Source organism: Streptomyces sp. NPDC031111 (assembly GCF_055570675.1).
The window spans coordinates 33,135-55,941 of record NZ_JBVIGS010000030.1; the positions used below are offsets into that span (position 1 = coordinate 33,135).

At 73.3% G+C, this 22,807-nt stretch carries 19 protein-coding genes; 9 read left to right on the forward strand and 10 right to left on the reverse strand.

Annotation, left to right across the window (positions count from 1 at the left end):
• Position 1: 1 nt before the first annotated feature.
• The gene (locus ACZ470_RS37300) at positions 2 to 2,017 is read right to left on the reverse strand and encodes a SpoIIE family protein phosphatase (protein WP_468434403.1); all 2,016 of its coding nucleotides are present in this window, start codon (positions 2,015 to 2,017) and stop codon (positions 2 to 4) included.
• 103 nt (positions 2,018 to 2,120) lie between these two features.
• On the reverse strand, positions 2,121 to 3,215 hold the full coding sequence (gene hemE, locus ACZ470_RS37305; protein WP_468434404.1) for a uroporphyrinogen decarboxylase: 1,095 nt from the start codon (positions 3,213 to 3,215) through the stop codon (positions 2,121 to 2,123).
• Between the two features lie 145 nt (positions 3,216 to 3,360).
• Between hemE and ACZ470_RS37310 the strand changes: the two genes are divergently transcribed.
• The 3 genes from ACZ470_RS37310 (at position 3,361) to ACZ470_RS37320 (ending at position 6,389) form a co-directional block, all read left to right on the forward strand.
• Positions 3,361 to 4,035, forward strand: coding sequence for a DUF3000 domain-containing protein (locus tag ACZ470_RS37310; protein WP_468434405.1), 675 nt, complete (start codon positions 3,361 to 3,363; stop codon positions 4,033 to 4,035).
• Positions 4,036 to 4,303: 268 nt separating this feature from the next.
• Positions 4,304 to 4,966: a helix-turn-helix transcriptional regulator gene (locus tag ACZ470_RS37315; protein ID WP_004923664.1), complete on the forward strand. Its 663-nt coding sequence runs from the start codon at positions 4,304 to 4,306 to the stop codon at positions 4,964 to 4,966.
• 133 nt (positions 4,967 to 5,099) lie between these two features.
• The gene (locus tag ACZ470_RS37320) at positions 5,100 to 6,389 is read left to right on the forward strand and encodes a ribonuclease D (RefSeq protein ID WP_468434406.1); all 1,290 of its coding nucleotides are present in this window, start codon (positions 5,100 to 5,102) and stop codon (positions 6,387 to 6,389) included.
• A 75-nt stretch (positions 6,390 to 6,464) separates the two neighbouring features.
• Here ACZ470_RS37320 and ACZ470_RS37325 read toward each other — a convergent pair whose 3' ends face one another.
• Entirely contained in the window at positions 6,465 to 7,289 is an 825-nt protein-coding gene (locus ACZ470_RS37325) for a rhomboid family intramembrane serine protease (RefSeq protein WP_468434407.1), read from the reverse strand.
• A gap of 116 nt (positions 7,290 to 7,405) precedes the next feature.
• On the opposite strand from ACZ470_RS37325, the gene ACZ470_RS37330 reads away from it, so the two are divergent.
• Complete coding sequence (locus tag ACZ470_RS37330) at positions 7,406 to 7,735, forward strand: hypothetical protein (RefSeq protein WP_468434408.1); 330 nt, start codon at positions 7,406 to 7,408, stop codon at positions 7,733 to 7,735.
• Between the two features lie 113 nt (positions 7,736 to 7,848).
• Here the strand turns inward: ACZ470_RS37330 and ACZ470_RS37335 are convergent, their stop codons facing one another.
• Together ACZ470_RS37335 and ACZ470_RS37340 are read right to left on the reverse strand one after the other, a co-directional pair.
• Positions 7,849 to 9,246, reverse strand: coding sequence for an FAD-dependent oxidoreductase (locus tag ACZ470_RS37335; protein ID WP_468434409.1), 1,398 nt, complete (start codon positions 9,244 to 9,246; stop codon positions 7,849 to 7,851).
• Between the two features lie 58 nt (positions 9,247 to 9,304).
• Complete coding sequence (locus ACZ470_RS37340) at positions 9,305 to 10,312, reverse strand: DUF4349 domain-containing protein (RefSeq protein WP_468434410.1); 1,008 nt, start codon at positions 10,310 to 10,312, stop codon at positions 9,305 to 9,307.
• 156 nt (positions 10,313 to 10,468) lie between these two features.
• Here ACZ470_RS37340 and hemG point away from each other — a divergent pair, with 156 nt between their 5' ends.
• Together hemG and hemQ are read left to right on the forward strand one after the other, a co-directional pair.
• Positions 10,469 to 11,926, forward strand: coding sequence for a protoporphyrinogen oxidase (gene hemG / locus ACZ470_RS37345; protein WP_468434411.1), 1,458 nt, complete (start codon positions 10,469 to 10,471; stop codon positions 11,924 to 11,926).
• Positions 11,927 to 11,930: 4 nt separating this feature from the next.
• Complete coding sequence (gene hemQ / locus ACZ470_RS37350; RefSeq protein WP_468434412.1) at positions 11,931 to 12,662, forward strand: hydrogen peroxide-dependent heme synthase; 732 nt, start codon at positions 11,931 to 11,933, stop codon at positions 12,660 to 12,662.
• Here the strand turns inward: hemQ and ACZ470_RS37355 are convergent, their stop codons facing one another.
• From ACZ470_RS37355 to ACZ470_RS37365, 3 genes are all read right to left on the reverse strand, one after another.
• Positions 12,663 to 14,285: an alpha/beta hydrolase gene (locus tag ACZ470_RS37355; RefSeq protein WP_468434413.1), complete on the reverse strand. Its 1,623-nt coding sequence runs from the start codon at positions 14,283 to 14,285 to the stop codon at positions 12,663 to 12,665.
• 90 nt (positions 14,286 to 14,375) lie between these two features.
• Positions 14,376 to 15,158, reverse strand: coding sequence for a TIGR04222 domain-containing membrane protein (locus ACZ470_RS37360; protein ID WP_468434414.1), 783 nt, complete (start codon positions 15,156 to 15,158; stop codon positions 14,376 to 14,378).
• 110 nt (positions 15,159 to 15,268) lie between these two features.
• Entirely contained in the window at positions 15,269 to 16,582 is a 1,314-nt protein-coding gene (locus tag ACZ470_RS37365) for an MbnB/TglH/ChrH family RiPP precursor modification enzyme (RefSeq protein WP_468434415.1), read from the reverse strand.
• Between the two features lie 181 nt (positions 16,583 to 16,763).
• Here ACZ470_RS37365 and ACZ470_RS37370 point away from each other — a divergent pair, with 181 nt between their 5' ends.
• Positions 16,764 to 17,231 carry a hypothetical protein gene (locus ACZ470_RS37370; RefSeq protein ID WP_468434416.1) on the forward strand — a complete coding sequence of 156 codons (468 nt, stop codon included), beginning with the start codon at positions 16,764 to 16,766 and terminating at the stop codon, positions 17,229 to 17,231.
• A 22-nt stretch (positions 17,232 to 17,253) separates the two neighbouring features.
• Here ACZ470_RS37370 and ACZ470_RS37375 read toward each other — a convergent pair whose 3' ends face one another.
• The gene (locus ACZ470_RS37375) at positions 17,254 to 19,311 is read right to left on the reverse strand and encodes a neutral/alkaline ceramidase (protein ID WP_468434417.1); all 2,058 of its coding nucleotides are present in this window, start codon (positions 19,309 to 19,311) and stop codon (positions 17,254 to 17,256) included.
• Between the two features lie 234 nt (positions 19,312 to 19,545).
• Here ACZ470_RS37375 and ACZ470_RS37380 point away from each other — a divergent pair, with 234 nt between their 5' ends.
• Entirely contained in the window at positions 19,546 to 21,027 is a 1,482-nt protein-coding gene (locus ACZ470_RS37380) for a glycoside hydrolase family 76 protein (RefSeq protein WP_468434418.1), read from the forward strand.
• 16 nt (positions 21,028 to 21,043) lie between these two features.
• Here the strand turns inward: ACZ470_RS37380 and ACZ470_RS37385 are convergent, their stop codons facing one another.
• Positions 21,044 to 22,087: an NAD(P)-dependent alcohol dehydrogenase gene (locus ACZ470_RS37385; protein WP_468434419.1), complete on the reverse strand. Its 1,044-nt coding sequence runs from the start codon at positions 22,085 to 22,087 to the stop codon at positions 21,044 to 21,046.
• Positions 22,088 to 22,181: 94 nt separating this feature from the next.
• Between ACZ470_RS37385 and ACZ470_RS37390 the strand changes: the two genes are divergently transcribed.
• The gene (locus ACZ470_RS37390) at positions 22,182 to 22,769 is read left to right on the forward strand and encodes a TetR/AcrR family transcriptional regulator (protein ID WP_468434420.1); all 588 of its coding nucleotides are present in this window, start codon (positions 22,182 to 22,184) and stop codon (positions 22,767 to 22,769) included.
• Positions 22,770 to 22,807 lie beyond the last annotated feature (38 nt).

Here is a 22,807-nt window from a genome sequence, read left to right on the forward strand (position 1 = left end):
CTCACGCCGGCGGCAGGCGCAGCGCCAGCAGCGCCACGTCGTCGTCGTTGTCGACGGTCAGCTGCTCGGCGAGCAGGGTGTCGCAGAACGCCTCCAGGGGACGGCCGGCGGGTGTCGACGCGTGGTGGAGCAGCCGCTCGAGGCCGACGGTGAGGTCCTCCTCGCGGCGTTCCACCAGCCCGTCGGTGTACAGCAGCAGGGTCGAGCCGGGCAGCAGTGGCTCCACGGCACTGGCGTACTCCGGCTCCGGGTCCAGCCCGAGCATCGGGGAGCGGGCCGCGACCAGGAAGCGCGCGGTGCCGTCCGCGTCGATCAGCAGGGGCGGCGGGTGCCCGGCGACGGAGTAGTGGAGCTGGAAGCCGCCGGATTCCGGGCGTTCGACGCGGGCCAGGACACAGGTGGCGGTGCACTCCAGGTAGAGGGTCTGGAGGGAGACGTCCAGCCGGCGCAGGATCGTGCCGGTCGGTTCCTGGCGGTCCAGGGTGAGTCCGCGGAGCATGTTCCGCACCTGGCTCATGGTGACGGCGGCCGGCAGGTCGTGGCCGGAGACGTCGCCGATGGTGAGGACGGTGGCGCCGTCGCGCAGCACGAACGAGTCGTACCAGTCGCCGCCGACCTCGGCGGCCGCGGTACTGGGCCGGTAGCGGACGGCGATGCCGAGGTCGGGCACGTCCGGCGGATCGGTGAGCAGACTGCGCTGGAGGGCCAGCGCCACCTGCCGGGTGCGCTGGTACTCCAGGGCGTTGCTGAGGGGGGTGTGGGCCCGTTCCAGCAGTGTCTGGAGCAGGCCGATCTCGGCCTGGCCGAGGGGTGGGCGGTCGCCGCTGACCGAGGCGGTGACCAGGGCGGCCGTGGTGCCGTCGACGACGACGGGGAGCAGGACGACGCTGTTGGCGCCGGGGGCCAGCCAGGGAGCGGACTCGGGCGGGCAGAGGTCGGGCGGAGCCTCACCGGGCGGGAAGACCGCGTGCACGGGGCGGCGCCCGTCGGCGGCGCGGGCCAGCGGACTGCCGGACCGCAGGTGCTCCTCGTGGTGCGGGGGCAGGTCCGGCAGCCCCGGGCGGGTGACGGCGGCGACCCGCTCGGCGGTCAGCGGGGTGCCCGGCGGGCGGTGCAGGGCGTGCGGCAGGAGGTGGATCGTGCAGTTGTCGGCGATGTCGGGCACGATCACACCGGCGAGGGCGGCGAGCATCTCCTCCAGCCGCACGATGCCGGCCGTGGCGGCGGTGGCCCGCGCCAGCAGCGCGTCACGGCGGGTCTCCTGCCACTCCTGCTCGACGTCCGTGCAGGTGCCGATCCACTCGGTCACCGTGTCCCCGTCGTACACCGGTGCGGCGTCGACGGCGAAGTGCCGGTAGCCCCCCGTGGCCAGTCGCAGCCGGTAGGTGTGGGTCCAGCGCGGCACGGGTTCGGTCACGGCCCGGTACCACGATTCGACGGCGGCGGCGCGGTCGTCGGGATGGAGCGCGTCCACCCAGCCGTCGTCGCGGAACTCCTCCCAGCTCTGTCCTGTCACCCGCGTCCAGCCGGGGCTCGGCTCGGTCACCTGCCCCTTGGGGCTCGTCACCCACACGATCTGGGATCCGGCGTTCACGAGGCTGCGGTAGCGCTGGAGCGCGCGGCGGCGTTCCTCGGACAGGACGCGGATCCGCTGGGCGGCGGTCACCCCTTCGGTGACCTCGACGATGACGCCGAGCACCCCTTGACGGCCGTCGCTCATCACGGCGCGGGAGACGCTGAACGAGAAGTAGCGCGTCCGCCTGCCGTCGGTGTCGGGGTAGGCCAGGTCGACGGGCACCGCGGTGAGGACCTCGGCCGTGCCGGTGGTGAGGACCCGGTCGAACATGTCGAAGTAGCCGGACTGCGTGAGGTCGGGAAAGGCCTCGCGGATGGTCCGGCCCAGCGGGCGGTCGCCGAAGGTCTCCCGGTACACCTGATTGGTGTACGCCAGCCGGTGTTCCGGCCCCTCGGTGACGACGACACCGATCGGGGCGGGGTCGAACATCTGGAGCCTCATGGCGCCTCCGCCTGCCCTTACCCGGGAGCGAACGTGGTGGTCACCCGTGCCCAGTACCCCGCCCCCCGGGGTCCGACGCGCGTCCGGCGCGTACGCGGTGGGTTCAGCGCGCCGTGCGGGTGTGGACGTACTCCACGAGTCGGGTCAGGGCGTCCGGGTCGGTGGACGGCATCACGCCGTGGCCGAGGTTGAAGACGTGGCCCTCCAGCCCCGCGGCCGTGTCCAGCACCTCCCGCGCCTTCGTCTCGACGGCCTCCCGGCCGGCGAAGAGCACGGTCGGGTCGAGGTTGCCCTGGAGCGCCTTGCCGGGGCCGACACGGCGGGCGGCCTCGTCGAGGGGGACGCGCCAGTCGACGCCCACGACGTCCGCGCCGGCCTCGCCCATCAGGCCGAGCAGCTCACCGGTGCCGACGCCGAAGTGGATGCGGGGGACGCCGTAGTCGGCGACCTCGCGGAACACCTTCGCGGAGGCGGGCAGCACCGAGCGCCGGTAGTCGGCGGGGGCGAGGGCGCCGGCCCAGGAGTCGAAGAGCTGGACGGCGGCGGCGCCGGCCTCGATCTGGACCTTGAGGAACCCGGCCGTGATCGCGGCGAGGCGGTCGAGCAGGTCGGCCCACAGCTCGGGGTCGCCGTACATCATCGCCTTGGCGTTCTCGTACGTGCGGGACGGGCCGCCCTCGACGAGGTAGCTGGCGAGGGTGAACGGGGCGCCGGCGAAGCCGATCAGCGGGGTGGACCCGAGCTCGCGGGTCAGCATGCCGATGGCCTCGGTGACGTAGGAGACGTCCTCGGGGGTCAGGTCGCGCAGCCGGGCCAGGTCGGCGCGGGTGCGGACCGGCTGCTCGACGACCGGGCCGACGCCCGGCTTGATGTCGAGGTCGATGCCGATGGCCTTGAGCGGGACGACGATGTCGCTGAAGTAGATCGCCGCGTCGACGTGGTGGCGGCGCACCGGCTGGAGAGTGATCTCGGTGACCAGCTCGGGCCGCATGCAGGACTCCAGCATCCCGATGCCCTCGCGCACCTTGCGGTACTCCGGCAGTGAGCGCCCGGCCTGCCGCATGAACCACACCGGCGTGTGCGGCACCAGCTCCCGCCGGCACGCCTTGAGGAAGGCTGATTCCCTGACTGCGTCGTCCTTGACGGGATGGGGGGTCGCGGTCGGCGTCTGGCCCGTCGGGCTCGCGTTGGCACTCACATCGGCAAGTCTCGCACGACCCGTCCGCCTCCCCGGACCGCAGGGCACCCGGTACGGGGCGGCCACGGGACGGGATCCGGACACCCCCGGGCGGCGCGGGTGTCCCTCCCTGCGCCGGGGGCCCGTTCCGCTTAATCTTCCCCGCATGGCTGCGGCTCAGGGACGACTGTCGGACGGCGCTGGCGGAATGGACGAACCGAAGGAGACCGGAGGGGACCCCGGACAGGGAGGTGCGCCTCCGCCGCCCTTCCGGGCCGCCGTCGAGGCGCTGCGGAGCGCTCGGCTGCGGCCGCAGATCGAGGTGGAGCCCACGCCCGCGCCGAAGCGGCTCGCCCCGTACGCCTACGCGCTGGAGGCGACGGTCGTCGACGGCGAGCAGGATCTGGCCGACGGCCGGCTGGTGCTGCTGTGCGACCCGGCCGGCCACGACGCCTGGCGCGGCACATTCCGTCTGGTGACGCTGGTCCGCGCGGAGCTGGAGCCGGAGATGGCCGCGGATCCGCTGCTGCCGGACGTGTGCTGGTCCTGGCTGACCGGCGCGCTGTCGGCGCGCGGACTGACGTACGGCGAGCCGAGCGGCACGGTGACGCGGGCGAGTTCCCACTACTTCGGCGGGCTGTCCGCGCGGCCCGCCGCCTCGCAGATCGAGATCCGCGCCTCCTGGACGCCCCGGGAGGGCCTGGACGGGGTCCCGGACGCGGCCGCCCATCTGGTCGCCTGGTCCGATCTGCTGGCGCAGGTCGCGGGGCTGCCGCCGGCCGCTCCGGGGGACGCGTCCGTGGTGACGCTGCCGCAGCGGAGAGGGCCGCAGTCGCGCTGAGTTCCCCGCTCGGGGCTCCCGGCCGTCACCGCCGTCCATCTCTTTGTCGATACGGCCACTTTCGGAAGCGTTGTGACGCAGACCGAAACCGTTCGATCTTCGAATGATCGATCGCGTGTCCGAATTGGTCGGATTGTTACTCATCACTTCGTGATCATTCGTTAAAGGACACCAGGTTTATTGCCGAAGACGACTGTGACCTTGAAAGCACCTTTCGTCCCGGCTTCCCCCTCGCGAGCCGGCCCCGTCCCGAACCCCAGGAGGCCTGGTGTCCGTTCTCCTCGAGCAGCCCGCAAGCCTGGTCGCCTACCGCCCGAACAAGCCGACCGCCATGGTGGTCGTGGCCGACCCCCGCGTCCGTTCCACCGTCACCCGCCATCTGTGGGCGCTCGGTGTGCGCGACGTCATCGAGGCCTCGTCCGTCGCGGAGGCTCGTCCCCGCATCGGCAACCCCCGCGACATCTGCGTCGCCGAAGTCCATCTGCCGGACGGTTCCGGCCTCACCCTCCTCTCCGAGACCCGCGCCGCGGGCTGGCCCAACGGCCTCGCCCTCTCCGCCGCCGACGACATCGGCGCCGTGCGCAACGCCCTCGCGGGCGGAGTGAAGGGGTACGTCGTCACCGGCACCCGCACCAACCTCGGGCTCCCCACCCGACCCGGTGCCGCCCCCATCGGCGCCGCCGCCGCACGCCTGCACCGCCGCCCCCCGGGTGCCCCGAGCCACCCGGGCGGCTACCGCGAGCTGTCCGGCCGCGAGGTCGAGGTGCTGCGGCTGGTGGCGGAGGGCCAGTCGAACAAGGCGATCGGCGTCTCGATGGGCCTGTCCGCCCTGACCGTCAAGAGCCACCTCGCCCGCATCGCCCGCAAGCTCGGGACGGGCGACCGCGCCGGCATGGTCGCCGTGGCCCTGCGCACCGGCATCATCCACTGACCGTCCCGCCCCGCCCTCCCCACGGACACACGAACACGACCTTTCCCCCTCCTGACCGGAATACGACCTACCGGCGCCCGTCACGGAACGCGACCGTCGACGGGCGCCTTCATGGCACAGATACCCTTGACAGGTGACCGACGCCCACGACACCGCAGCAGACAGCTCACTGCGAACCACCGGAGGCGCCCCTCCGGACGACGGCGGATCTTCTGCTACGGAGGCGCCGATCCCCTTGCTGGAACCACGCGAGGGCATTCCGCCCGTGATCGCGGACGAGACCGCCCTCGCCGAGGCGACCGCCGCCTTCGCCGCCGGCAGCGGCCCCGTCGCCGTGGACGCCGAGCGCGCCTCGGGCTACCGCTACGGCCAGCGCGCCTACCTCGTCCAGCTGCGCCGCGAGGGCGCGGGGACCGCGCTGATCGACCCCGTGGCCTGCCCCGACCTGTCCGGGCTGGGCGAGGCGCTGTCCGGCGTCGAATGGGTGCTGCACGCCGCCACCCAGGACCTGCCCTGCCTGCGCGAGATAGGCATGGTCCCCACCCGCCTCTTCGACACCGAGCTGGCCGGACGCCTGGCCGGGTTCCCCCGCGTCGGGCTCGGCGCGATGGTCGAGGGCGTACTCGGCTACGTCCTGGAGAAGGGCCACTCCGCCGTCGACTGGTCCACCCGCCCGCTGCCCGAGCCCTGGCTGCGCTACGCCGCCCTCGACGTCGAACTGCTCGTCGACCTGCGCGACGCGCTGGAGAAGGAGCTGGACCGGCAGGGCAAGCTGGACTGGGCCCTCCAGGAGTTCGACGCGATCGCCTCGGCACCGCCCGCCGAGCCCCGCAAGGACCCCTGGCGCCGCACCTCCGGCATGCACAAGGTGCGCCGGCGCCGCCAGATGGCCGTCGTACGGGAGCTGTGGCAGACCCGCGACCGCATCGCCCGGCGCCGGGACGTTTCGCCGGGCAAGGTGCTCTCCGACGCCGCGATCGTCGAGGCCGCGCTCGCCATGCCGGCCAACCCGCACGCCCTGGCCGCGCTCAACGGCTTCGGACAGCGCGTGGGGCGGCGTCAGCTGGAGCAGTGGCAGGCGGCCGTCGACCGGGCGAAGTCCCTGAGCGAGTCCCAGCTGCCCCAGCCCGGCCAGCCGGTGACCGGCCCCCCGCCGCCGCGCGCGTGGGCCGACAAGGACCCGGCGGCCGCGGCCCGGCTGTCCGCCGCCCGCGCGGGCGTCACCGCCCTCGCCGAGCGGCTCACCATGCCGGCGGAGAACCTGATCACCCCGGACACCGTGCGCCGGGTGTGCTGGGAGCCGCCCGCGGTGGTGGACGCCGAGTCCGTGGCCGCGGCCCTCGCCGGCCACGGCGCCCGGCCCTGGCAGGTGGAGCAGGTCACCCCGGTGCTGGTGGCGGCACTCGCCGCGAAGGGCGCGTAGCGGACCGGCGTCGTGAGCCGCCGTCCTACGGCGAGTTTCGGACACCTTCCGGCCCGGTGCCGTTTCGTCGGGTGTCTAACGCCAGTCGGGCCGTGCCCGTCGGCCGAAGAGGATGCCGCGCGGCTCGGGCGGCGGGGGAGTGCCCGGTCGCAGCGGCCAGGCGAGCAGCATGCCGACCACGAATCCGACGACGTGCGCCACGTACGCCACCGTCCCGGCGTCGGTGACGCCCTCGCCGGAGGAGTACACCGCCTGGAGCACGAACCACATGCCCAGCACGATCCAGGCGGGCAGCCGCAGCGGCAGGAAGATCAGGAACGGCACCAGCACCCAGACGCGCGCCTTCGGATACAGCGCCAGATACGCGCCCAGCACCCCCGCGATCGCCCCGGAGGCGCCGATCAGGGGCTCACCCGAGTCGGCGTTGAGAAGGGCGAAGCCGTACGAGGCGACATAGCCGCAGACGAGGTAGAAGAGCAGGAAGCGGACGGGGCCCATGCGGTCCTCGACGTTGTTGCCGAAGATCCACAGGAAGAGCATGTTGCCCAGCAGGTGCAGCCAGCCGCCGTGCAGGAACATCGCCGTCAGGACGCTCAGCTCCGGCGACTTGTCGTAGCCCGGCGGCCCGATCACGCATCCCGGACCCTGCGGGCCCACCCCCGTGTCACCCGTGGGCACCACGTTCGGCATCCGGTGGTGGATCAGCTCCCGCGGCACCGCCGCGTAGCGGTCCAGGAACGCCTGGAGGTCGCACAGGTCGGCCAGATCGCTCCCACCGGTCAGCGAGCCGATGACGCCCGGCGTGAAGAACAGGAAGACGACGAAGTTGGCCGCGAGGAGCGCGTACGTCACCCAGGGGGTGCGCCGCGCGGGGTTCACGTCATGGACGGGGATGACCACGTTCCCCTAGTGCCCGGCGGGCGGTCGGTGAACACCGCCGCGCGGCGGCGCGTATGTCTCTTCAACCGCCCGCGGCGCGGGGCAGGGGCCGCGGGGCCGACGTGGAGGAACAGGCGATGAACGACCGAGTGCCCACCGCGATGCACGCGACGCCCGACGGAGAGGCCGAGCTCACGCTCGTGGTGCGGCTGCCGTGGGAGGACGTCGCCCGGCTCGGGCAGGAGGCGGGGCGGCTCGCCGCCCGGACGGGGCGGGCGGTGACGCTGGATGAGGCGGTGGGGCATCGCTTGCGGTCCTCGCGGAGTGCTGCGCATGCGAAGCCGGCGGGGGAGCAGCCGGTGCCGGCGCCTGCGCCGGCGCCGACTGCCTCTGTGGCGTCGTTGCCTTCTCGTCCGCCGGCGGAGCAGGCGCGGCAGGCGATCGAGAGGATCAATGGGACGGCGTGAGGGGTTTTCGGGGGGCGCCGTAGGGGTGCGGTCGCGTTGCGGGGTGCGGGTTCGTTGGGGCTTGTCGCGCAGTTCCCCGCGCCCCTTTCAGGGGCGCTGAACCTGCCCCCCTTTCAAACGGTCGCCCTGATTTTTGTTGTCGCCTTGCGGGCTGCTACCAGGATGGGGTCCCAGACCGGGGAGAACGGTGGGGCGTAGCCGAGGTCCAGGGACGTCATCTGTTCGACCGTCATGCCGGCGGTGAGGGCGACCGCCGCGATGTCGACGCGTTTGCCCGCGCCCTCGCGGCCGACGATCTGGACGCCCAGGAGGCGGCCGGTGCGGAGTTCGGCGAGCATCTTCACCGTCATCGGGGAGGCGTTCGGGTAGTAGCCGGCGCGGCTGGTCGACTCGATGGTGACCGACTCGAACCGCAGCCCCACGCGGCGGGCGTCCTTCTCCCGTAGCCCGGTGCGGGCGATCTCCAGGTCGCACACCTTGCTGACCGCCGTGCCGACGACACCCGGGAACGTGGCGTAGCCGCCGCCCACGTTGGCGCCGATGACCTGACCGTGCTTGTTGGCGTGCGTGCCGAGCGGGATGTGCCGCTGCTGTCCGGAGACCAGGTCGAGGACCTCCACGCAGTCGCCGCCGGCCCAGACGTTCTCGTGCCCGAGCGCCCGCATGGAGCGGTCGGTGAGCAGGCCGCCGTGGTCCCCCAGGGGGAGCCCGGCGGCCCGTGCCAGGCCCGTCTCGGGACGGACACCGATGCCGAGGACGACGACGTCCGCCGGGTACTCGGCCTCCTCCGTGGCGACCGCCCGCACCCTGCCGTCGTCCCCCGTGAGCAGCTTGGTGACCTCGGCGTCGTTGACCATGGTGATCCCCAGACCCTCCATGGCCCGGTGCACCAGGCGCCCCATGTCGGGGTCGAGGGTGGCCATGGGCTCCTTGCCGCGGTTGACGACCGTCACCTCGTAGCCGCGGTTGATCATCGCCTCGGCCATCTCCACGCCGATGTACCCGGCGCCGACGACCACCGCGCGCCGCCCTCGGGTGCGGGTCAGCGTGTCGAGGAGGGCCTGCCCGTCGTCCAGGGTCTGCACGCCGTGCACCCCGGGGGCGTCCATACCGGGCAGCGCCGGGCGGATGGGCCGCGCGCCGGTCGCGATCACGAGTTTGTCGTACGAGGTCCAGGACTCGGCGCCGGAGTCGACGTCCCGCGCCCGCACCCGCCCCCGGTCGAGGTCGAGTTCCGTGACCTCGGTGCGCAGGCGCAGATCGATGTCCCGCGCGCGGTGCTCCTCGGCGGTGCGCGCGATCAGATGGTCCCGCTCCGGGACGTCGCCGCCCACCCAGTAGGGGATGCCGCACGCCGAGAAGGAGGTGAAGTGGCCGCGTTCGAAGGCCACGATCTCCAGCTCGTCCGGACCCCTCAGCCGGCGGGCCTGCGACGCCGCGGACATTCCCGCGGCGTCGCCGCCGATCACCACCAGGCGTTCCCTCGCACCGCGCGCATCGCTCATGGTCATGTGAACACGCTACGGAGGCGGGGTGTTTCGGGTTCGCCCGAGGGTCCGCCGGCCCCTGTCAGTCCTTCCCGTTCCCGTCGTCCGCGCGGTCCGGTGCCTGCCGGGGCGCGGAGGAGGGCACCGGCGGGGCGGCGGGCAGCGGGCCCAGGGCGGTCGTCACCGGGCGCGGCTCCGGGCGGCGGGGCAGCCGGGGGCGTACGGCCTTCAGCCACAGCAGGACGAGCAGCGCCGTCACCGCCGCGAACGGCAGCACCGCGCCGATCGCCACGGCCAGCCACCGCAGCATCGTGAGGAACGCCTCCCAGCCCCCGGCGAGCGCGTCCATGAAGCCGGGGTCGTCGTCCTCGGCCGCCTCCCGCACCGGTGACTCGGAGAGGGACAGGGTGATGGTGGCCAGGCTCGTACGGTCCTTCAGGGACGCCTGCTGGGCCAGCAGGGCCTCCAGATCGGCCTGGCGGCTGCTCAGCTCGCCCTCCAGGGTGACCACGTCGCTGAGCTTGGTGGCCCGGTCCATCAGCTCGCGGATCCGGGCCACGCTGGCCCGCTGCGAGGTGATCCGGCTCTCCACGTCGACCACCTGGTCGGTGACGTCCTGCGCCTTCGCCGTGCGTTCGAGGAGCTTGCCCGTGCCCTCCAGGCCGGCGAGGACCTCCTCGTACTTCTCGACGGGCACGCGCAGCACGACGCGCGTGTGCTCGTGGCCGTCCTCGTCCCGGTCGGTGGTCTCGTCGCCGATGTAGCCGCCCGCGTTCTCGGTCGTCGTGCGGGCCTCGTCCAGCGCCTTCGGGACGTCCTTCACCCGCACGGTCAGGGAGGCGGTGCGGATGATGCGGTTCGCGGTGGCCCTCGGCGGCGCGGCGGTCGCCTTCGCGCCGTCCGCCGCGCCACCGGGGGCGCCCTGCTTGGCGTCCTCCTGTGCCGCCTGCCCCTCCGGTGCGGCGGCCTTGTCGGCCGTGGACCCGGCGGCGGAGTCGCCCGCGCCGCTGCACCCGCTGACGGCGAGGGCCGCCGCCAGCAGGAGCCCGGCCAGGGCGTGGGCGGATCGTAGGGATCGTCGTGTGCGCATATGGGTCTCCCCCGGCGTCGTGATGACTGACGCTCCTTCGACGCGGCAGGGGCGCGGGACGTTGGGGCCGAACGGTCCCGATGCGGTCACGGTAGGGACTCGGCAGGGCCACATGGCCCTGGCGGGACCGTCGGTGGCGTTTGAGAAGGTGGAGCCATGAGCGGATCACATGCGGGCCCGGGGCAGCACGTCGTTGTCGTCGGAGCCGGAATCGCCGGGCTGGCCGCCGCGCACCGGCTGCTGGGGCACGGGGCGCGGGTGACGGTGCTGGAGGCCTCGGAGCGGGTCGGCGGCAAGCTGCTGCCGGGCGAGATCGCGGGCGCGCGCGTGGACCTCGGCGCGGAGTCGATGCTGGCCCGCCGCCCCGAGGCGGTCGGTCTCGCCCGCGAGGTGGGCCTCGCCGACCGGCTCCAGCCGCCCGCCACCGCGACCGCCGCGCTCTGGAGCCGGGGAGCCCTGCACCCCATGCCCAAGGGCCACGTCATGGGCGTACCCGGCACCGCCGCCGCCCTCGCGGGAGTGCTGTCCGACGAGGGGCTGGCCCGGATCGAGCGCGACGCCGACCTGCCCCGCACCGAGGTCGGCGACGACGTGGCCGTCGGTGAGTACGTGGCGGCGCGCGTCGGCCGCGAGGTCGTCGACCGCCTGGTGGAGCCCCTGCTGGGCGGGGTGTACGCGGGCGACGCGTACCGCATCTCGATGCGCTCGGCGGTCCCGCAGCTCTTCGAGGCGGCGCGGACCCACACCTCCCTGACCGAGGCGGTCCGCGACCTCCAGGCGAAGTCCACCGCCGCGCCGCAGGCCGGACCCGTCTTCATGGGCCTCGCGGGCGGGATCGGCACCCTTCCGCTCGCCGTCGCCGACTCGCTGCGGGCGCGCGGCGCGGAGATCCTCACCGGCACCCCGGTCACGGAGCTGCGCCGCGAGCCGGAGGAGGGCTGGCGGGTCGTCGCCGGGGACCGGGTCCTGCGGGCCGACGCGGTCGTCGTCGCCGTACCCGCCCCGGCCGCCGCCGCCCTGCTGCGCGGCGAGGCCCCCGGAGCCGCCGCCGAACTCGCCGGCGTCGAGTACGCCTCCATGGCGCTGATCACCCTCGCCTACCGCCGCGCGGGGACCGAGCTGCCCGAGGGCAGCGGATTCCTGGTGCCGCCCGTCGACGGGCACACCATCAAGGCGTCCACGTTCTCCTCCCACAAGTGGGGCTGGATCGCCGACGAGAACCCGGACCTGGTCGTCCTGCGCGCCTCCGTGGGCCGGCACGGCGAGACGGAGATCCTCCGCCGCGACGACGCCGACCTCGTGGACGTCGCCCGGCACGACCTGAAGGCGGCCGTCGGCCTGGACGCCGGCCCGGTCGCGACCCGCGTCACCCGCTGGCGGGACGGACTGCCCCAGTACCCCGTCGGCCACCACGCGCGCGTGGCCCGCGTGCGCGAGCACCTCGCCGGGCTCGCCGGTCTCGCCGTGTGCGGCGCGGCCTACGACGGCGTCGGCATCCCCGCGTGCGTCGCGAGCGCGTACGCCGCCGCCGACCAGATCCACGGTGACCCGCACGGTGTGCAGCAACTCACCGCCGACCCGGTGCAGAGCCTCCACGGAGGAGCAGGAGAATGAGGACATGAGTGACGACGCCACCACCCCCGCCGCCGACCGGATCCCGAACAAGGGCAAGCTGGCCAAGGACCTCAACGAGGTCATCCGCTACACCCTCTGGTCCGTCTTCAAACTGAAGGACGTGCTGCCCGAGGACCGCTCCGGGTACGCCGACGAGGTCCAGGAGCTGTTCGACCAGCTCGCCGCCAAGGACGTCACGGTCCGCGGCACCTACGACCTGTCGGGCCTGCGCGCGGACGCCGACCTCATGATCTGGTGGCACGCGGAGACCGCCGACCAGCTCCAGGAGGCGTACAACCTCTTCCGCCGCACCAAGCTGGGCCGCGCGCTGGAGCCGGTCTGGTCGAACATGGCGCTGCACCGGCCCGCCGAGTTCAACCGGTCGCACATCCCGGCGTTCCTCGCCGACGAGACGCCCCGCGACTATGTGAGCGTCTACCCCTTCGTGCGCTCCTACGACTGGTACCTGCTGCCCGACGAGGACCGCCGCCGCATGCTCGCCGACCACGGCAAGATGGCCCGCGGCTACCCCGACGTGCGCGCCAACACGGTCGCCTCCTTCTCGCTGGGCGACTACGAGTGGATCCTCGCCTTCGAGGCCGACGAGCTGCACCGCATCGTCGACCTCATGCGCCATCTGCGCGGCTCGGAGGCCCGGATGCACGTCCGCGAGGAGGTCCCGTTCTTCACGGGCCGCCGCAAGGACGTCGCGGAACTGGTCGCGGGCCTGGCCTGATCAGGCGGCGGGCCGGGGCTCCTCGGCCCGCGGGCCCGCCGACTCCGGCTTCGGCCTCGGTGCCGGGTGCGGTGCGCAGGACGCGCGCCGCCCCGGGACCCGGCCGTCCAGGAGATACGCCTCCAGGTGGCCGTTCACACAGGCGTTGGGCCCGCCCGCGAGGCCGTGGCCGCCGGCGTCCCGCTCGGTCACCAGCGTCGATCCCGCCAGCCGCCGGTGCAGCTCCAGGGCACCGTCGTACGGGGTGGCCGCGTCCCGCTCGGCCGCCAGGACGAGGGTGGGCGGCAGTTCACCGTGCCCGGCCCGCACGTCCAGCGGCCGTTGCCGGGGTGCCGGCCAGTAGGCGCAGGGCAGATTGGTCCACACGTTGGCCCAGGTCTCGAAGGGCGCGCGGCGCGCGAGCCGGGTGTTGTCCCGGTCCCACACCGCCCAGTCCGTCGGCCAGGGCGCGTCGTTGCACTCCACGGCGAGATACACCGCCCGTGAGTTCTCCGCCTCCGCCGCGGCCTCCGGCAGGTCCTGGGCCTGCTCCACCAGCGGTCCGGGGTCGCCCTTCAGATACGCGGACAGCGCGTGCGCGCGATGCGGCCAGTAGTCGTCGTAGTACCCGGCCTTGAGGAAGGCCGCCTGCAACTGCCCCGGCCCGACCGTCCCGCCCGCCGGTTCCTGCGCCAGCCGGGCACGCGCCTTCTCGTAGCTCCCCTGCACCGCGTCCGCCGTGCGACCCAGCCCGTACACGTCGTCGTGCCGGGCGGCCCAGGCCCGGAAGTCCGCCCAGCGGTCCTCGAACGCCGCCGACTGGTCGAGGTTGTTGCGGTACCAGATCCGCTCCGGGTCCGGGTCCACCGCGGAGTCGAACACCATCCGCCGTACGTGCGAGGGGAACATGGTGGCGTACAGCGCCCCGAAGTAGGTGCCGTACGACGATCCCAGATACGTCAGACGGTTCTCGCCGAGCGCGGCGCGCAGGACGTCCAGGTCCCGGGCGTTGTTGAGCGAGTTGTAGTGCTTCAGCGCGTCGCCCGTCCGCTCGGCGCAGCCCCGCGCGTACGCCTTGGCCCGGGCGACGCGCTCCCGCTTGTACGCCGCCGAGGGGTGGACCGGTGACTCGGCCGGGCCGTTGAAGAACGTCCCGGGGTCCGTGCAGGACAGCGGTGCCGAACGGCCCACTCCGCGCGGGGCGTAGCCGACGAGGTCGTACGCCGCCGCGAGGCGCTTCCACTCGGGGAGCGCGCCCATCATCGGGAAGTACATGCCGGTGGCGCCGGGGCCGCCCGGGTTGTGGACGAGGGCGCCCTGCCGGGGCACCTTGCGCTTGCTGTCGTCCGGGTCCTTCCCGGTGGCCGGGGTGCGGCTGACGGTGAGTCGGATCCGCTCGCCGTTCGGACGGGCGTAGTCGAGCGGGACGGCGACGGTGCCGCACCGGACGGTGCCGGGAAGCCCGTCCGCCTCCGGGCACGGGCCGAAGTCGATGCCCTCGGCCGCGGCGCGGGCGGCGGCCACGGCGGTGCCGCGCAGTTCGGCGGCCCCGGGGGCGGCGGCGGTCCCCGCGCCGGCCGGGGCGGCGGCCAGGGTGGTGAGCAGCAAGGACCCGGCGGCCACATGGACGGCGGTGGTTCTCATCGACTGTCCCTTCGGTGCGCGATGGCGACAAAAGGGATATTTCTGTTCGGTGGTGGCCCGAGGCAAGGACCGTCCGCCGGGGTGTCGGCGTCAATCCCCCCGAGGAGGCTCCCGGTGCGCGAAGGCGGCGCGCAGCTCCGGCTCGCCCACCGCCCGGATGCCGCGGACCGCGACGGACGTGAGATACGTACGGTCGTCACCGGCCTCGTCGGCGCGGCGGGGGAGCGCGCCCAGCAGGCGCTGGCCGGCCGGGGACGCCCAGCGCGAGTACGGGTGCACCTCGAACCGGGCGATGGCCAGACAGCCCAGGGTGAGGACCAGCGGCAGCGCGAACCACAGGGCGACCAGATGGCGCGGCATGTCCGGCGCGACGGGCATGAACACCGCCGCGGCCCCCAGTCCCGCGACGGCCGGTACAGCGAGCCGCACCTGACGCACCGCGTCCGCGACGGTCGTCCCGGCGCCGTCGGGCACCGCCAGCCCGGCGCCGACCAGCCGGTCGGCGATCCCGCGCACGGCGTCCGCGGTCGCCGCGGCGGCCCGTACCGGGGCGATGGGCGACTGGCCCTCCGGCCCTATCGCCCCTATCACCGACCGCTCCATCTCGTCCCGCCCGCGCGGATCGACGACCGTCGCCCAGCCCGTGTGCGCCAGCAGCAGCCGCCGCTGACGGGCCATCGCGACGAGCGTGACGTCGGCGACCCGCCGGGGGCCGCCGGACAGGAACGCGGCCTCGTACAGCGTCAGATCGCGTCCCGCTCCCGCGTCGTCGTCGGCCGGGGCGGCGGCCCCGCGTACGGCGGCCAGGCACAGCCGCAGGCAGGTCGCGCCGGCGACGGCCCAGGCCAGGAGCAGAAGAGGGACCCAGAACATGAGTTGTTTGTAAGTGACACGGTCGCGAGAACACCATGCCTTGTTCACAATCCGGGACGGAGTGTTGTCGGTATGTGACGTTCCATTTGGCTTTGGGCGGCTGCCGCCGGTCAGCGCCGCAGGAGCACCCGTCGCGTGGCCCGGGCCAGCCGCACCGCCGGCCTGGTCGACCGGGGCTTCGGACCCGACCGCTCCAGCCACCACTCCCGCAACGCGCGCCGCTCCCACTCCTCGACCGGCCGCCCGGCCGGCAGCAGCCACTCGGCGAAGTCCAGCGCGTCCCGCCGGTATCCGTCGGTCATCGGCCGCGTCTGGGCGTAGGCGAGGAACGCGGCCCGGTAGCCGTCCCCCAGGATCACCGGCAGCTCGGGCGCGACCTTGGCGACGACGTCGGCCCGCTTGGCGGCCAGCGCCCGCGCCTGCACGCCCATGCGCGCCCGGTCGAACCCCTCCGGCACGGGCGTCCCGGCGACCAGCGCGGACAGCACCGCGGTCTGCGCGAGCGCGAGCCGCTGGCGCGCGGCTTCGCGGGAGCCCTGCCGTGGCTCGGGGCGGACCCCCACGACCGCCGCCGCGCCCGCGCCCGCGTCCCGCCGCTCCGCCCCCTCCTCGACGGCCCGCCGGATCGCCCTCAGCTCCCGCTCCATCTCCTCCGCCTCGGGGAAGTTCTCGTCCCGCTCCAGCAGTACGCCGGGAGGGGAGACCCGGGAGGCGAGGTCGGTGAGGACGTCGAGCACCGGACGCGGAACGGGGTGGGCGTGGCTGTCGTGCCACACGCCGTCCCGCTCGAACCCGCCCGCGACATGGACGTACGCGATGGCCTCCAGGGGCAGTTCGGCGAGCGCCTTGGCCGGGTCCTCGCCCCGGTTGACGTGGTTGGTGTGCAGGTTGGCGACGTCGATGAGCAGCCGTACGCCGGTCCGGTCGGCCAGCTCGTACAGGAACTGTCCCTCGGTCATCTCCTCGCCGGGCCACGAGATCAGCGCGGCGATGTTCTCGACGGCGAGCGGCACCGGCAGCGCGTCCTGAGCGATGCGGACGTTCTCGCACAGCACGTCGAGGGCGTCACGGGTGCGCGGCACGGGCAGCAGATGCCCGGCCTCGAGCCGCTCGGACGCGGTCAGCGCGCCGCCCGCCCGTACGAACGCGATGTGCTCGGTGACGAGCGGCGACCCGAGCGTCTCCGCCCGCTCGGCGAGAGCGGCCAGCCGCCCCTCGTCGGGCCGCTCGGCCCCGCCCAGCCCCAGCGAGACCCCGTGCGGCACGACGGTCACCCCGCGCCGGCGCAGCCGCAGCAGCGACTCCGGCAGATGCCCCGGACACACGTTCTCGGCGACGACCTCGACCCAGTCGATGCCCGGCATCCCCTCGACGGCCTCCGCGATCTCCGGCCGCCACCCGATCCCCGTTCCCAGCCGCACCATGGTCCCCTCCTCCTCAGGCCCCCCGGCCCCCGTAGGTGAGACGTTTATGACCCCACCCCCCACCCCCGAACCGCCCCCCGGCGACCTTCAGAGCAACATTTGAGGTTGGTGCCGGTTGGGCGTCGTCGGCGGTGGCCGGCTGACTACGATCGCCTACGGCTGCGTGCCGTGGGAGGGAAGCATGGGCGGGAGAGCCGGTGGGCCGGGCGGCCGGGGGTGGGGTGTCGGGGTGTGGCGGCAGCTCGGTGCCATGCATGTGAGTGGGGGCGTCCTCCTGCTCACCTTCCTGGTGCCGCCGGCCTGGATGGCGGACGCCGGCTACGCGACCCCGCCGGGTGATCCCACCGCGGAGGCTCCCTTCCTCCTGCTGCTCGCCGTTCCGCTGGTCTGTGCGGTCTTCCACGTGACGGTGCAGATGCCGGCGGGGCTGCTGGGAGCGTGGCTGGGCGGGAGCCGTTCCACGTGGGTGGGGTACGGGAGCGCGGTCGTCGCGGCGGGCGGGCTGAGCCTGCTGCTGCTCCGGGCCTCAGGCTGGGAGGCCGGGCCCGGCACCGTGGCGGTGTGGGCCGACCTCATGGTCCGGGGAGCACTCGGTCTGGCCGGATACATGTGGGTGGTACGGGCACGCCCCGGCTCCCAGCCGGCCTGACCGATCGCGAAGCCGCCCGCGGTCAGCGGACCGTGAAGGACGGGGACGTGCCCGTGAACGGGGTGATCGTGCCGGTGAGGGTGCGGGCGTCGCCGTGGTAGGCGATGCGGTACGTGCCGGGGACGGGATCCTGTGGGACGTCCCAGGTGATGGTGATGCGGGAGGCCGCGATTCCGTCGCGCTTCCAGTGGAAGCGGGTGGACCAGTCGCCGTCGTCGGCCACCGTGCGCCAGGTTCCGTCGGGCCGGCGGTGCTGGACGGTCAGATACGTCTCGCCCCGGTGGAGGTCGTTGCCCGGGTGGGCGCCCGCGAAGACGGCCTCGACCCTCTCACCGGCCCGGTAGGTCTCCCGTGGCGGCAGCAGCACGTCCCCGAACTTCCGGAAGACGGGCGGCGTGTCCAGCACCACACCGGGCTGAAGGGAGAGCGCCTTGCCGGAGAGGTCCGGGGGCTCGGGCCCGAGCGGCAGGTCCGTGCCGTCGCGCAGGGAGGTGGCCAGTTCCGCGACGGTCTGCTGGAGCGCCGGGAGCTGCCAGCGGCCGAAGAGGGTGCTGCCGCCCTCGTACTGCTGCGCGTCGTACTCCTCGGGGGTGGTCAGGTAGTGGAAGTACGCGTTCGAGTACCCGGCGACGAGGACGTCGTCGAGGTCCGCGCCCATGATCCCGGCGACCGTCCGCCGCAGCCGCAGCCCCGCGCAGACGGTGACCTCGCCCGGGATGCCGATGAGGTGGAGGCCGCCGATGCGGACCAGCATCACCGGCACCCGCTCCTGCACCCACGGGTAGATCCGGTTCATCTCCCCGATGGGGACGAAGACGTCCTTCGGGGCCTGTGCCTGCTTCAGTTCGGGTGAGACCGTGTAGATCACGGAGTCGGAAATGGCGTCCCAGAAGGGGTTCTCCCCTTCCTCGAATCCGGGGAAGGCCGGACCGTCCTCCAGGCTGCCGGCCGCCATGGCGGCGCCGACGCAGGGCTTCGAGGTCCGGTGGGTGCGTCCGTCGCCGGTGAACTCGGGGCGGACCGTGACGTCGGAGAGGTCGACGTACACCAGCCGGGAGTCGACCGGACCGGTCAACCGGGTGCCGGGTTCGTGGAGTTGGGCCGCCGCGGCCTCGTACTGCCGCAGTCCGTTGGCGCGGGTGTGCGCGAAGTCCTCCGGTGTGGTGGGCGGCTTCAGATCCAGGTTGGGCGACATGTCGCCGCTGTTGGTCTGGGCGAACGCCGAGACGAACGCCGGGGAGCCGTCGGCCAGATAGTCGACCTCGTGGACCTCGCGCTCCCAGTGGTAGGCCGCGTACCCCTTGTTGTCCGCGCTGATGAGACGGTTGTCGCCGGACATGCTCGTACTGTGCACCGGGAACCAGTTGACGGCCCCGACGGTGCGCCCGGCCCGCTCCACCCGCAGCAGGGTGGTGTGCGTGTCCACGGCGTCCGGGAAGTGGTCGCGGTCGGCCTTGGGGTTGCGGTCGAAGGCGGACCGGGAGCGGTTGACGCTGGCCCCGGTCAACGTGCCGTGGCTGAGCACCAGTTCGGATGGTGCGAGGTCCTCGTGGGCCCGTTGCGCCGCCTCGAACAGGCCGTCCGCCACCGCCTCGAAGGTCTTGCGGTGGAAGCCGAACGTGGTCGTGTTGTACAGCAGATGGTGCGCGTAGCCCCCGGGACCGGCATGGGTGTGGGTGGCGGTGATGAGCACGTTCCGCGCGGTGTAGAGATCGCCGTACGCCTCGGCGAGCCGGCGCAGTACCGCCCGGTGCACGCTCTCGAAGATCATCGGCGAGTCGGCGACGATCAGCATCACCCGCCGGCCGCTCGCCTCGTCGGCCACGACGAAGGCGCGTGCCCGCAACCGGGTGTGCAGTCCCGCGGCCTGCTGGTCGAACCGGCCGTACCCCATCATCCCGACCTCGGCGACCTCACCGGTGGCGTCGGCCAGACCCCGGCCGACGAGAAAACCGGTGCCGGGGGCGGCGGTTGCCCGGTCGGGGGCCACGATGCGGGCACCCGCCAGGCCCAGGCCGGTGAGGGCTCCCGCCCGTAGGACGGTACGACGGCTGCGCACGGGACGACGTTCCGTGGACATCTGAGGCTCCTCCGGCTCGGTCGGTCCCCCCGGCGGGCAAAAGCTGAACAACGTTCAAGTTCTGCGTCCTCATTGGTACACCGCACGCCACAGCCCCCGCAAGAGGCGTGCCGAACCGCAGAACGGGCGTCAGTACATTCCGTCCAACTCCCCTGCCCGCACGACTCGTTGACGCTTCACCGGCCTGGTAATACGTTGCGAGAGCGCTCTCACACCCCCCACAGGGAGCAGCCCATGAATCCTGCATGGAGATCCCGCCGGTTCCGGCCCGCCGCGGTGCTCGCCCTCGCCCTGTGCGCGCTGCTGCCGCACACCGCGTCGGCCGACGGCGCGGTCACCACCCCCCGGGCCGCCGCGGCGACGATCTGCAACAAGTACTGCGACGGCCGCGACCCCGCCCTCTCCCCGGGAGACCGCGCACCCGTCACGGCGACCGTCCACTCCCGGTCGGTCGTCCTGCACTTCGACGACGCCGACGCGATGGGCTGGGCCTCCATCGGCAACGGCGACCCGGGCGACGAGGTATGGCTCGACCGCTCCTTCGACGGCGGCCGTACCTGGAGTTCGGGCAGCAGACTCGGCGCCACCGTCGTACCGTCGGGGCAGCGCGGATGGCGGACCTCGATGTACAACGTGGACGACTGGGGCGGCCACGGCGTCGGCGCGCTGCGGGCCTGCGGCAAGGCCGGTGACCGCCCCGAGATCGCCTGCACCGCCTGGGCGCGCACCACCTGGAACGCCGGCGACCGGCGCACCGCCGCGGCCACCGGGCTGATGACGTTCTACGACTACTCCACGGGCCTGTTCGCCACCACCGGCTGGTGGAACTCCGCGAACGCCCTCACGGCCCTGATCGACAACATCCGCGCCTCGGGCATGGGCAGTTACCGGTACGCCGTCGCCCGCACCTACGACCTGAACGTGAACGCGCGGGACGGGCAGTTCCGCAACGAGTACATCGACGACACGGGCTGGTGGGGGCTGGCCTGGGTGGCCGCCTACGACCTGACCGGCGACAGCCGCTATCTCGCCACCGCCCGCGCGGACGCCGACCACATGGCCGCGTACTGGGACTCCACCTGCGGCGGCGGGGTGTGGTGGAGCACCGCGCGCACCTACAAGAACGCGATCTCCAACTCCCTGTACATCCGGCTCAACGCCGCGCTCCACAACCGGATGCCGGGCGACCGGACCCATCTGGACCGGGCGCGGGCCGGCTGGTCCTGGTTCCGGGGCACGGGCATGGTCAACGGCTCGCACCTGGTCAACGACGGCATCGATCTCGGCACCTGCCGCAACAACGGCGACACGGTGTGGTCGTACAACCAGGGCGTCCTGCTCGGCGCCCTGACCGAGCTGTACCGGGCGACGGGCGACGGCGCCCTGCTCACCGACGCACGGCGGATCGCCGACGCCGCCACCACCACGCCCGCGCTCCACACGGCGGACGGCGTCCTGCGCGACCCGTGCGAGAACGGCGACTGCGGGGCGGACGGACCGTCGTTCAAGGGCGCGCACGTGCGAGGGCTGGGAGCACTCGACGCCGTGCTCCCGGACCACCCGTACACCGCCTACCTCCGGCGTCAGGCCGACCGCGCCCACGTGAGCGACCGCAACGCCCTCGACCAGTACGGGCTGCGCTGGTACGGGCCGGTCGACCGGGTGGACGCGGCGCGCCAGCAGAGCGCCGTCGATCTGTTCAACGCCGTGCCCTGACCCGTTGGCCGGAAACTCAGTCCAGGTCCGACAGGTCGAGCACGAACCGGTAGCGCACGTCGTTGTCCCGGAGCCGGGCCAGTGCCCGGTTCACCTGTGCGGAGGGGAGCAGTTCGATGTCGGCCGTGATGCCGTGCGCGGCGCAGAACTCCAGCATGGCGGCGGTGGCGGGGAGGCCGCCGCTGCCCGCCGACGTGAGCCTCTTGCGGCCGACGAGCAGGTCCATGGTCTCCACGGTGACGGGTCCGAGATGGCCGAGCGCGCTGAGGGTGCCGTCCAGGGCGACCAGCCGGAGGTAGGGGCCGAGGTCGTGCGGCGCGGAGATGGTGTCGATGACGACGTCGAACCGCTCGCGTGCCGCGCGCATCCGCTCCGGGTCCGTGGAGACGACGAGCTCGCGGGCGCCCAGGTCGCGGGCGTCCTTCGCCTTGTCGGCGGTGCGGCTGATGACGGACGTCTCCGCGCCCAGGGCGACGGCCATCTTGACCGCGAGGTGCCCCAGACCGCCGAGGCCCGCCACGGCCACCCTGCTGCCGGGGCCGACACCGAGGGAGCGGAGGGGCTCCCAGACGGTGATCCCGGCGCAGAGCAGGGGAGCCGCGGCGGCGGGGTCCAGGCCCGCCGGGAGCGGGTGGGCGAAGTCCTCCCGGACGACGTACTCACGGGAGAAGCCGCCGAGGGTCGTCGATCCGTCCCGCCGGTCGGCGCCGCCGTACGTCAGGGTCGGGAAGGCGTGGCAGTAGTTCTCCTGTCCCGCCCGGCACATCGGGCACTCCCCGCACGAGTCCACGATGTTCCCCACGGCGACGGGGTCGCCCACGGAGAAGCGGGTGACCTCGGGCCCCGTCTCCGTGACCACTCCCGTGAACTCGTGCCCCGGCACCAGGGGTTCGCCCGCCCCGGCGCCGTGCTGGTCGAGGGCGTGCAGATCGCTGTGGCAGACACCGCAGTAGTCGACGCGGACCGCCACGTCGTCGGGCCGCAGCGCCCGTCGCCGCAGGGACGTGCGACGAAGAGCGGCGGTCGTGCCGTCCGCCTGCCAACCGGTTGTGTACCGCATGCCGATCCCCTTAAACAGACTGTTCGGTCTATCCAACGTAACGGCGGGTCGCCGACAAAGGCAAACCGACTTGTCTGTTTGATAGCCTGCGGGCATGCCCGACCAGCCCCTCACCGCGCGCGGAGCGGCGACCTACCAGCGCATCCTCGAGGTAGCCACCCAGGAGTTCGCCGAGCACGGCATCGCCGGCGCGCGCATCGAGCGGATCGTGGCCGCCGCGCGGACCAACAAGGCCCAGCTCTACGCCTACTTCGGCAACAAGGAGCAGCTCTTCGACGCGATCTTCCGGGGCTCGCTGGACCGGATCACCGAGGTCGTGCCGATCGACGCCACCGACCTCGCGGACTGGGCCGTGCGCCTCTACGACGAGTACCTCCGGCGCCCCGACCTCATCCGGCTGGCCACCTGGGCGCGTCTGGAGCGCCGGCCGGTCGGCCATCTGGTCGCCGACCACGACAGCTTCGACGACCGCAAGCTGCGGGCCGTCGCCGAGGCGCAGGCCGCGGGGCTGGTGCGGCAGGGGGACCCGTTCGACCTGATGGCCATGGTCATCGCCATGTCCATGGCCTGGTCGCCGGTCAGCAACGTCTACGCGGCCCACGCCGACGAACCCGCCGACGCCCACGAGCAGCGGCGCGAACTGCTGCGCGAGAGCGTCCGCCGCGCCGTGGCGGTCGACTGAGGCCGGTCACCGCGGCGGGTGACCCCGGCGGGTGCCCG